8 protein-coding genes and 2 pseudogenes are annotated in these 9,835 nt (G+C 69.2%); 3 read left to right on the forward strand and 7 right to left on the reverse strand.

The genetic code is table 11. The features are described 5' to 3' along the window. Positions 1 to 116: 116 nt before the first annotated feature. Positions 117 to 590 carry a hypothetical protein gene (locus IH00_RS0136175; RefSeq protein WP_031080733.1) on the reverse strand — a complete coding sequence of 158 codons (474 nt, stop codon included), beginning with the start codon at positions 588 to 590 and terminating at the stop codon, positions 117 to 119. Positions 591 to 1,480: 890 nt separating this feature from the next. Between IH00_RS0136175 and IH00_RS41395 the strand changes: the two genes are divergently transcribed. Continuing rightward, on the forward strand, positions 1,481 to 1,633 hold the full coding sequence (locus IH00_RS41395) for a PQQ-binding-like beta-propeller repeat protein (RefSeq protein ID WP_078888168.1): 153 nt from the start codon (positions 1,481 to 1,483) through the stop codon (positions 1,631 to 1,633). Between the two features lie 48 nt (positions 1,634 to 1,681). Here the strand turns inward: IH00_RS41395 and IH00_RS44865 are convergent, their stop codons facing one another. Continuing rightward, a complete protein-coding gene (locus IH00_RS44865) occupies positions 1,682 to 2,146 on the reverse strand; it encodes a site-specific integrase (protein ID WP_234335121.1) in 465 nt (154 codons plus the stop codon). Between IH00_RS44865 and IH00_RS0136190 the strand changes: the two are divergent. Continuing rightward, positions 2,099 to 2,536: pseudogene (locus IH00_RS0136190) on the forward strand (IS5 family transposase); the annotation flags it as partial. The gene IH00_RS44865 and the pseudogene IH00_RS0136190 sit on opposite strands and share 48 nt — an antisense overlap. A gap of 70 nt (positions 2,537 to 2,606) precedes the next feature. Here IH00_RS0136190 and IH00_RS0136195 read toward each other — a convergent pair. From IH00_RS0136195 to IH00_RS38445, 3 genes are all read right to left on the reverse strand, one after another. Continuing rightward, positions 2,607 to 2,933 carry a hypothetical protein gene (locus IH00_RS0136195; protein ID WP_031080736.1) on the reverse strand — a complete coding sequence of 109 codons (327 nt, stop codon included), beginning with the start codon at positions 2,931 to 2,933 and terminating at the stop codon, positions 2,607 to 2,609. A 331-nt stretch (positions 2,934 to 3,264) separates the two neighbouring features. Then, on the reverse strand, positions 3,265 to 3,822 hold the full coding sequence (locus IH00_RS0136200; protein ID WP_031080739.1) for a GNAT family N-acetyltransferase: 558 nt from the start codon (positions 3,820 to 3,822) through the stop codon (positions 3,265 to 3,267). 157 nt (positions 3,823 to 3,979) lie between these two features. Further along, on the reverse strand, positions 3,980 to 4,975 hold the full coding sequence (locus tag IH00_RS38445; protein ID WP_078888170.1) for an IS256 family transposase: 996 nt from the start codon (positions 4,973 to 4,975) through the stop codon (positions 3,980 to 3,982). A 788-nt stretch (positions 4,976 to 5,763) separates the two neighbouring features. On the opposite strand from IH00_RS38445, the gene IH00_RS0136215 reads away from it, so the two are divergent. Continuing rightward, a complete protein-coding gene (locus IH00_RS0136215) occupies positions 5,764 to 6,387 on the forward strand; it encodes a hypothetical protein (RefSeq protein WP_031080744.1) in 624 nt (207 codons plus the stop codon). 647 nt (positions 6,388 to 7,034) lie between these two features. On the opposite strand, the gene IH00_RS39670 is transcribed toward IH00_RS0136215, so the two are convergent. Further along, positions 7,035 to 9,527, reverse strand: coding sequence for a phospholipase D-like domain-containing protein (locus IH00_RS39670; protein ID WP_107064598.1), 2,493 nt, complete (start codon positions 9,525 to 9,527; stop codon positions 7,035 to 7,037). A 1-nt stretch (position 9,528) separates the two neighbouring features. Next, positions 9,529 to 9,699 (reverse strand): annotated as a pseudogene (locus tag IH00_RS45680) (hypothetical protein); the annotation flags it as partial. Positions 9,700 to 9,835: the final 136 nt, after the last annotated feature.

Raw genomic sequence — 9,835 nt, forward strand, 5'->3', positions numbered from 1 at the left:
CCCGCCGGTGACCATGCCGGCGGCGATGCTGCTACCGGCCGCCGTGACGACCATGACGCTGCCGTCCCTGCCGGAGCGATGCGGGATGTTGGGTGGGCTTGTGCTGACCGGTCCGCTCAGCCCTGCGGCGGATCCGGCAGGGGAGGGTGGCCGATCTGCGCCCCGCCGTTGATGACCCCTCGTGCGATCGAGCCCCGGTCGGCGCGGATGTCCACCGTATTCGCAGCGAGCCCGCCCTGCCCGGCACTCACCCCCGCCTGCGGGGCATGCTGGGCGAGCAGGGAACGAAGCTCCTCGGCCGCCTGCTCCCGCTGGGCGGTGTCCAGGTTCTCCAGCACAGTCTCGATACGGGTCTGCCAGACAACCTCCTGGCGGTCGCGCACCCGCTTCACCTCGCCCGCGTCTGCGGCCTGCACACTGTCCGCAGTCTGGTCCAGACGCTCCAGCTCAGCCCGCTCACGCTGCGCATCACCGCGTCCGAACCAGCCCGCCACCGCCTGGCGTAGCCCTGTCCAGGCGTCCGTGCCCGCCGCCTGCACCAACGCCGTCCCCCCGGACGCCGCCACCGCGATCAACGCCTCATCAAGCACTTCGAACCCCCCCTCACCCCGTAGGTTCACCGCGAGCGTATCGCCGGGACAAGCCCCTACACAGCCGGACCGGAGGAAAAGCCCCTGGCCACGGACCCAGAGATTCAGCGGGGCTCAGGGGGACTCGCGGGATGTCGCACATTCGACCGCACCCATCGTGCCGACGGGCTGCCGACCGAACCGTTCCCGGAGTCCTACGTGCCTCACACGCCTAATCCCTTCCTAACGGCAGGACCGGGCGGTGTGAGCTGTCTAGATAACCGGGAAGGCCGGGGGCGTTCATCATGTCGCCGTGCCGCCTGGCGGCCGGGGTCGCTGTACGCCGCATGACGACTGCAGCAGCTCTCCGTGCCGCCCGTACCGTGGTCCTCGCCGCGGCGGCCGCCCTGACAGCTGCGGCGGGCCTCTCACCGGCACCGGCCGCTTCCTACGTGGACAAGCGGGCAAGCAGATGCCTGCCGCGTGCCAGCGGCGGGTGCAGCACGGGCATCGTGGTGAAGTACTGGCACGCCGCCGGGTCGTCCGCACGGGGCGTGGGCTGGGTGTACGCCTCGAAAGCCCCGGCAAAGATAGGGAAGCACCCACCGGGCGCGGTGGACCTGCCAGGCCCCCGGCAAGGCGGTGAAAGCCGGGGCCGGCTGGAAGCGGGCCACCCCCGTGGGCACGTTCGTAGAGGCGCACTGGGGCCGGGACGGGCACACCGGCCCAAAGGTGCCCGCGGGCACGCAGGTGTGCGTGCAGTTCAAGGGGTACATGGCGCGGGCGTGCGTGACCCTCGCCCAACGTCGGTCAGGACTCGTTTACGCAGGTCAGGCCCGACGCCCGGATTTTCGGGTGCCGGGCCTGACCTGGGCAAACGTCTCGATGGAGGGGCCACGTAGGGTCGAGGGGTGAGCAGCGAGATTCGTCAGCCCTGGACGCACACCACCGGCAGCCGGGTCCAAACGACGCCGGCGGTCGTGGACGGCACCGTCTACATCGGCAGCGACGACAAGAGGGTGTATGCGCTCGACGCCGCTACTGGTCGGGGCAGCGCCTCGTGACCGGTAGCGGCCGGCCGGCTGGGAATCTCTTTGGTGCGACACCCCCGTCTACAGCACGCCGAGCAGGGCGTCGTCCTCCCACTGGTCGACGACTTCGAGGTAGCCGGCGAGCACCTTGGAGTGCGGGGCCCGGCCGCCCTGCTTGGCGATGACGACCTGGTCGTGGCCCTTGAGGCGGGAGGAGGTGGCGAGGCCGCGGCGGGGGCTGTGGCCGGTGAAGCGGATCTCGATCCCGGCGCGTTCGCCGGCGCGGGTGATGACGTCGCCGATGGACTCGGGCTGCAGGCCGCCCTTCATGACGGTGTGCCAGCGGGAGTGCAGGCGGCGCCACGCGTGGCCGTCCGGGTCGTCGAGCTTGACGGTCTCCTTCCACGCGTGCCAGGCGCGGACCGGGCAGATGGAGGGGCGGGAGCCGTAGGGGACAGGGACGACGCGGGGGCGGATTTTGGAGTCGCGCAGGTCGGCGACCGCGCCCGCCCCGGCTCCAAGCACCACCTGATCGTCGACCGCCACGGAATGCCGCTCTCCGTGACGCTGACCGGCGGGAACCGGCATGACGTCACCCAGCTCCTGCCGCTGCTGAACGCCGTTCCGCCTATTCGGGGTCGGCGGGGACGTCCCCGCCGCAAGCCCCGACGTCTGTACGCGGACCGGGGCTACGACTTCGACAAGTACCGTCGCCTCGTGCGGAAGCGCGGCATCAAGCCGTTGATCGCACGACGCGGCGTCACCCACGGTTCCGGTATGGGCAAGGTGCGCTGGGTCGTCGAGCGCGCCTTCGCCTGGCTGCATCAGTTCGAGCGGCTCCGCATCCGCTACGAACGACGCGCGGATCTGCATCAAGGCCTGCTCGAACTGGCCTGCTGCCTCATATGCCTTCGCCGTCTGCGAACTTCCTTCTGAAAGATCAGCGAGGGGCGACATGTCGGGGTGGGTAGGGCGGCCAAGTCGGTTCCTGCCCTTGGGGCTGAGCTCAGGTGAGGTCGAAGGTAATGTTCACCGAACCGTGCCCGTTCGGCACCTCCATGAGCGTGAGGGTTCCATCCTCTGCTTCGAAGACTCTCACCAGGATCCCGCTGTTGTCCTCGCCGGGAAACACAACGGAGAAGTGGGGGTCCATCTCCATCAGGAAGTCCCAGCCCTCCCGCTGGGTCGTGTCGAGGAGATCGGCATGCCGACCGGTGGCCTGCCACGTACCGACCTCGTCGACAGTGACGATGATGTCGATGCCGTACTTCTCAAGGCAGATCTCGCGATTGGCCCACCATTCGAGGCTGGCCTGGCCCACGAATCGATCCATGAGCACACTATGCACAGCGCCCAGGCCGGACGGTCAAGTTTGTGCGGCTGCCGGCCGTCGTAGAGAAGACCGTGAGACGAAGCTGCATGGGCAGGCCGGACAGGCCCCCGCCTCAACCGGCTGCATCGTGTATGCCTTCGCTGCCTCCGGATCTCATTCTGAAGCCCGATGTCTTAACAGGCCCGCTGTCGGCGGCCACCTCCCGGGGGCGAGACGCTGCTCGGCGCTGTAACCGCCCTGCGCCGCCACCCGGCCGACACCCCGACCGAGAGGCCGGTGCTGGGCCGACTGGGGAAAAATTGTCAAGAGTTGTGGACTGGGTCGTTGCCGTCTACCGCTGTTCCCACTCGGTCCGGGTGAGTTCGTACTCGACTTCACCGTGCTCGGAGCCCTCGATCGCCTCCGGCCAGTCCCCGGTGAAGTTCCGGATGAAGGACAGGCCCGACTTCTCCATGACACGGCGGGAACGAGTGTTGACGGCCATCGTGTTCGCGGTGACCCGCTCGACCTCCAGGTCCGTGAACTCCTTGTGGATCAGGGCCCGGGCCCCTTCGGTGGCGTAGCCGTGCCCCCATGCCGCCTGGTTCAACCGGTAGCCGAGTTCGACCACGGCGGGGCTGTGCTCGTCCAGCGGCCGGAACTCGAACCAGCCCAGGAAGGTGCCGGTGGATTTCTCCTGCGCGGCCCAGTAGCCGCGGGTCCCCCAGCACGGGTAGTCGTGCAGGAGTCGCGGCAAGACCCGCGTCTCGATCGCCGCGCGGCTGGTGGGGCGGCCTCCGTTGATGAAGCGCATGACCTCGGGTTCGTTGTCCAGGGCGAGCAGGTGGTCGGTGTCGGCCGCTGTGAACGCGCGCAGGACGAGCCGGTCGGTCTCCAGGAAGTTGGACATGCCGCGATCTTCACCACGGGGCGGCCGGGCCTGCCACCGGTTTTCCGGCCGGCGGCAGTCGGCGGGGTTCATGCCGCGCGGACCGCGGATCGCTCGACCAGGACGCCCCGCTCGAAGCTTGCCCCGGCACGGACCAGCGCGACGAGGTGGGGTGCGCTCACGGCCCGCCACCGCTGCTGGGCGGACTCCACCAGCTGAAGACCATCGCCAAGGCGGCGGCCGCGCTGCCGGCACCCTTCGTGACCTTGGTGCGAAGCCGAACCGTTGCGAAGGTGGACTCGATGGGGTTTGTGGTACGCAGGTGGATCCAGTGCTCGGCGGGGAAGTCGTAAACGCGAGCAGTTCGTCCATGTCGTCGGTGATCTTCTTGACGGCTTCGGGGAACTTCGCCCCGTAGGTCTTCTCGAACCGCCGCGACCGCCTTGAGCGCGTGGTCGCGGTCCTCGGCGTTGTAGATCTCCCGCAGGGCCTTCTTCGCCCCGGGCTGGGCCGACTTCGGCAGGGCGTTCGCGACGTTGGCGATCTTGTGAACCCAGCACCGCTGATGGCGGGTCTCGGGGAAGACCTCGGTCAGAGCCTTCCAGGAACCGAGCGCGCCGTCGCCGACCGCCAGGACAGGGGCGCGCATCCCGCGCCGCTGACAGTCGCGCAGCAGGTCGGCCCAGGAATCGGCCGATTCCCGGTAGCCGTCGCTCATGGCGATCAGCTTCTTGGTGCGGTCCGCGCGCACGCCCATCAGCACGAGCACACACGACTTCGCCTCCCGCAGGCGTATGCGCAGGTGGATGCCGTCGGCCCACAGGTAGACATGGTCGCTGCCGGACAGATCGCGCTGGCCGAACGCCTGGTGGTCGGCCTGCCACTGCTGGGTGAGCCGGGTGACCGTCGCCGGAGACAGGCCCGCCGAGCTGCCGAGGAACTGCTCCAGCGCGGGCACGAAGTCGCCCGACGACAGGCCGTGCCGGTAGAGCAGGGGCACCTCGCTGATCTTCGGGGATTTGCGGCACCAGGGCGGAAGGATCGCCGAGGAGAACCGCTTGCGCTCCCCCGTCGCCTCATCGATGCGCTTGTCGTTGACGCGCGGGGCCTGCACCTCGACGACTCCGGCGGCGGTGGTGACCTTCCGCGGCTGGTGGTGACCATTGCGGACCAGGAGCCGGTGCCCCCGTTAATCCTTCTTGTGCGCCAACTCGGCTATGTAGGCGCTGACTTCGGCCTCCAACGCGGCGGCCAGCATCCGCCTCGCGCCGTCCCGGGACGATCTCATCGATCAAGGAGGAGCCGTTGACGGTGGTGCCGTCGTCGTTCACTACGCGGAGCACGGACGTGCCTTCCCGGCAGGCGCTGCAACGTCGGCCTTGCTCGGTGACCTCCCGGACTGATCCACAGGTCCTGAGCATTGCTCCCGACTGGGTGGCGAACCAGGCTAGCCGTGAGGGCACGAAACTCCCTGCTGCCTGTCCTGCACCGCCCCCATGACCTTCACGGCCGAACTCGAAGAGGGAGCCGATTTCGCTACCTCCGCCAACTTCGGCAGAGGCGGCCTCAGCTACGTCTTTCACTGCCGCCCCTGTAGGAGGCCGCGCTTCTGTGGCAGCGATGAGGGCCTTTCCCGGCTCCGGGTCCGGAGCGCCCGGGAACGGACGTCAGTGCTGAGCACCACAGCGCAACGGACGGTTCGCCTCAGACAGGCGAGCGTAATCGCGGGCGAGGTCCTCCTCGCCAGCCGCGCACGGATCGCACCGTGGACGCTGTGCCCGATGACCACCGAGCCGGCCTCAGCCCGGGAGTGGCTGGGGGGCTGGACGGGCCTCTCCGGCGTGGACAGTTGGGTCGTGATGAACATGGACCAGGGCTACTAGGCTGTGCGCCGGTCGGCCCGAGGCGCAGGGGTCCCAGTGGGCGGGGAGCAGGATGTCCGTGGAACGTCATATAGCGGGGATGCTCCAGCAGATCGCCCGTCAGCAGGACATTGTCGAGATCGCCCCGCAGGGCTCCGTGCCGAAGGCGGCCGCGCTGGCGCATGTGGCGGAGCAGTACGGCTACACGTACGGCATGGCGTACAGGACCGGGTTCAAGAACTCGCTCGTCCAGGTCCGGATGTACCGGGACCCGCAGCCCGACGCGCGCGTCCGCGAGGCGGCCACCATCACCGCCCATCCGCAGGCGGGCAACCGCGGGACAGTGCCGGGGCTGAAGCAGGGCTCGCTGAAACCGCTCCCCGAAGCGGTTTCTGCCGTGGCCGTGCTGAAGGACCTCATCGCCTTCGATGTCATGGCCCCCTACGTAGCCAACCGGGGCCAGAAGGTGGGCAGCTACCTTGCCTGCGCTGTCCTGACCCTCCTCCTGCTCATCGACAGATCGCCGGTCGAGGCAATGGCCTCCGGCGGGGCGGTCGCGTTGCTTTTCACCGTGGCGTTCAGGGTGGGCGCGATCCGCCGCGGGAGGATCGCACAGCGGCTGACGGACGCCGGGTACCTCGAGGTGCGCGATGAACAGGGCGGCCAGCGGTTCCTGCGCCCGGGGCAGCACTTGCCCGGTGACACCAGCCCGTTTGCCGCCTGAGACCCTGGCCTCGGCGCAGGCAGGTCTGGGAGACCGCGCCGCGCCCTGTTCGGGCCCTTCTGCGCGCAGCCCACTGGAACTTCAAGCGGCCCCTGTCCGGACCACCGCAGGGCTCGACACCTTCAGCCTGATCGTGGAACTGGTCATCGACCCCGGCCTTCGCCGATACGAGTGGAAGGACGTGGCGAGAGCGCGCACGCGCGGCGGCTCGGCATCATCACCGACACCGAGCACCGGGCCATGAACGCTGCTCGCGACCAGGCGGTTGCGACGCCTGAGGAACTCTCGGCCCCTTCGCCGATGGCGTCGCGTGGACGACCTGGCGGTGGAAGCCGGCCCGGCCCGCCCACAGGCCGCGCGGCAGGGTCGCCCGATCCCAGCCCCTGAGGTCCCGGTCGCGTAGGAAACGGTCGTCCGGCTGCGGCAGGGGCAGCGCACCTTGCCACAGCGCCCAGTGGTTCGCCGCGTGCGTGCGGTCGGCCTGGAGCTGTGGCCGCGGGCGGTGTCGAAGCCGCCGTCAAGGCGGCGGTCCGCGCTGCTCCGCCGGGCGCGGACGGCAGCGGTCGGCTGACGGCCGCCCTCGGCGAGTCCTTACCGCGTGCGCCGTCCCGCCGGAGAGTCGGCGGGACGGCGCCTGGAACTGCTATTCAGAGGGTGCCGGTGATGGCGGTGGTGCCGAGGGTTCCCGTTACGCCCTGGAGGGTGACCGTGGTGGCTGGGGTCCAGGTGCGGTCGGCGTGGCGGATGATGTGGATGAGCTTGTTGTCGCTGGTGGTGGCGGTGAGCTGCAGCTCGCCGTCGACGTGTGCGGCGCCGAGGGACGTGACGGTGACCGTGCCCAGGTGGTCCTTGAGGTCACCGAACGGGGACCAGGTCCGGTCCGCCTTGCGGATGGTGTGGTACTGGCGAGTTCCGTTGTCGGTGGCGATGACGATCTGCGCGTCGTCACCGATGCCGGCCATGCTTACCGAGGTGATAGGGCCGGTTGTGCCGGCGGCGCTGGCGACGCTGCCCCAGGCGGTCCACTGTCCGGCGGTGTTGCGGATGGTGTGGAAGGCCTTGCCGCTGCTGACCACGATGAGGTGGAGCTCGCCGCCGACGCTGGCGGTGGCGGCGGTGGTCACCGTGCCGATCGGTCCGACGGCGCCCGAGATGTCACCGAAGGAAGTCCAGTGTCCGGTGGCGTTGCGGATGGTGTGGAAGGCCTTGCCGCCCGCGACCGCGACGACGTGGAGGTCGTTGCCGATGGAGACGGCGGAGACCTGCGAGACGTTGCCGAGGGTGCCCGCTACGGCGCCGACGTCACCGAACTTCGCCCAGGTGCCGTCGGCCGTGCGGATGGTGTGGTGGATCCTGCCGTCGCCGCCGAGGGCGACGACATGGGTGTCGGCGTTGATACCGGCTGCGGCGGCCGTGCGGATGCCGCTGATGTGCCCGGCCTTGGACTGGACGTCGGTGAAGCCAGTCCAGGAGCCGTCGGCGAGATGGATGCCGTGGTAGAGGCTGGTGCCGGCCTGCACCAGGGACGAGGTCTTCCCCCCGGGGGTGGCCGGGGTCTGCGGCCAGCTGGTGCAGTGGGGGCTGGCCTTGATGGCCTCGAAATTCGACCGGAACGCGTCGTGGACCGCCGGGTCATCGATCGTCAGGAGGGTTTCGTCATGTGACCGCAGGTTGGGGAAGGTGTAATTGTGGCTTCCCGTGAAGACCAGCTTGCGGTTCGGGACTCCCCGGTACGTGCCCTCGACGAGCAGGTACTTCGAGTGGATGCCGATCGTGCGGGAGGTGCCGTCGCTGCCGGTCACCGTGCCCGAGCAGCGGGCGATGTAACCCAGCTTGCCGGCGATGGTCTTCTGGACGGTGGTCCCGAGGTTGCCGTCCTCGCCGTTGTGCAACAGTTCCACCTGGCATCCCGCGGCCTGGAGCTGGACCAGCTTGTCGGCCACCTGGGGGCGCGTGAAGGCGTACATGCCGATGCGGATCCGGCTGGACCCACCGGCGCACTCGACGTCGTTCAGCAGGGAGACGACGGTGTCCGTGCTCGGGTCGGTGGAGTACGTGGTGCCGGTCTTCTCCCGACGCGGGAAGAAGTGCGTCGTGTAGGGGCCGGTGTTATGGGTCCTGTCGTAGTCCGCCAGGCCCGCGCCGGAGGACCCGTGGGTCCGCAGGTCCTGCCAGTAGGACCGGTAGGCCGCGTAGAGCCCCGACCCGTTGTCAGGCAGTGTGACGGCGTTGTTGTAGAGGTTGCGGCGCTGGCTGGACGTGAGGTTCGCCGACGTCTGGAAGACCACGTTCTCCGTCGAACCGACCTTGGAGAACAGGAAGAACTTATTGTGGTTGATCGCGCCGTCGTCGCCGCCCCCGAGGTTTCGGTTGCCGACGCAGCCGCGATCCGCCGGGCAGGCCATGACCCACGAGTCCGCGGTAAGATCGGTGCCCAGCCCGCTCGCCGCGGCGAGCGCGGAGTACTCCGACCCGGTGGCCTTGCCGTTGTCGGGGTCGCTGTCCGGGACCGCGTCCCCGTCCACGATGAGCTTGACCTTGACTCCGCGCTGCTTGGCCGAGACCAGGGCGTCGCGTACCCCGCCATCGGTGATGAGATAGACGGAACCGTTGATCTCGGCGCCCGCCGGCGACCTGTCGATCAATGAGATCAGCTGGTTGCGTATCGCGTCCTGCTGAGCCGCGGTGCCTACCGGGTCGTTGAAGGTGGCGGCCACCCCCACCGGGTCGTCCACGGCGCCTGCGGCTGGGGCGCTGAGGGGCATCAGCGCCACCACCAGCCCTGCGACCACGGCCACTTGCCTTGATATGTGCATGCTTGAGCTTTTCACGGTCCGCTGACTGGACGCCTGGCCGGGGGTCCGGACCCCCGGCGGGGCGACGGCATCACGGGTCTGTGCATCGAGCTGCCGGCGCAGGCTGGAGACAACGAAGCCGAGCTGCTGGGAGTGCTCCTGGGCGGCCTGAAGGTGCGCTTCGTCGGACTGCTGGATGCGCTGTGCGTCCTCGAGCTGCTGTTGCAGCGCCGAGCGGGTCTCTTCGATGGCCGCCGGGTCGCGCAGCGCCTGTCCCCACCCATGGTGACCGTCCAGCGCGCCGGGCCGTGTGGGACCGCCGCTGCTCCGCGACCCACCGTCCAAGCGGGTAGCCGCCCTTCTTGTGCCCGTACGGAACCCGAGCGTGGCCCTCGCGCGGCGTGTCCGTACCGTACAGGCGGGTCTCGGCAGAGGATTGGGCCGATGCGTTAGCAGCCGAAGCTGATGCCGCGACTATCCCCGGAGCGCCCCATGCCGAATGGCGACGACACCGCACAGCCGACCGGACGTGTGCTTCCCACCCTGCTCGGCGCCGCTCTGTTCGGGGCCATCCTGGTCGTGCTGTGGAGGGTTCCTTGGTGGCTTGATGAAGTCGAACTGCGCCGACTCGCCGATGGCGCGCCCAGGGCAAC

Source organism: Streptomyces sp. NRRL S-118 (genome assembly GCF_000716335.1).
In the GTDB taxonomy this organism is placed as follows: Bacteria; Actinomycetota; Actinomycetes; order Streptomycetales; family Streptomycetaceae; genus Streptomyces.

What these genes read in the sequence shown, in the direction of transcription:
- IH00_RS0136195 (WP_031080736.1), bottom strand. Translation starts at nt 2,933, where the DNA reads ATGGATCGATTCGTGGGCCAGGCCAGCCTCGAATGGTGGGCCAATCGC.
- IH00_RS0136200 (WP_031080739.1), bottom strand. Translation starts at nt 3,822, where the DNA reads ATGTCCAACTTCCTGGAGACCGACCGGCTCGTCCTGCGCGCGTTCACA.
- IH00_RS0136215 (WP_031080744.1), top strand. Translation starts at nt 5,764, where the DNA reads ATGCTCCAGCAGATCGCCCGTCAGCAGGACATTGTCGAGATCGCCCCG.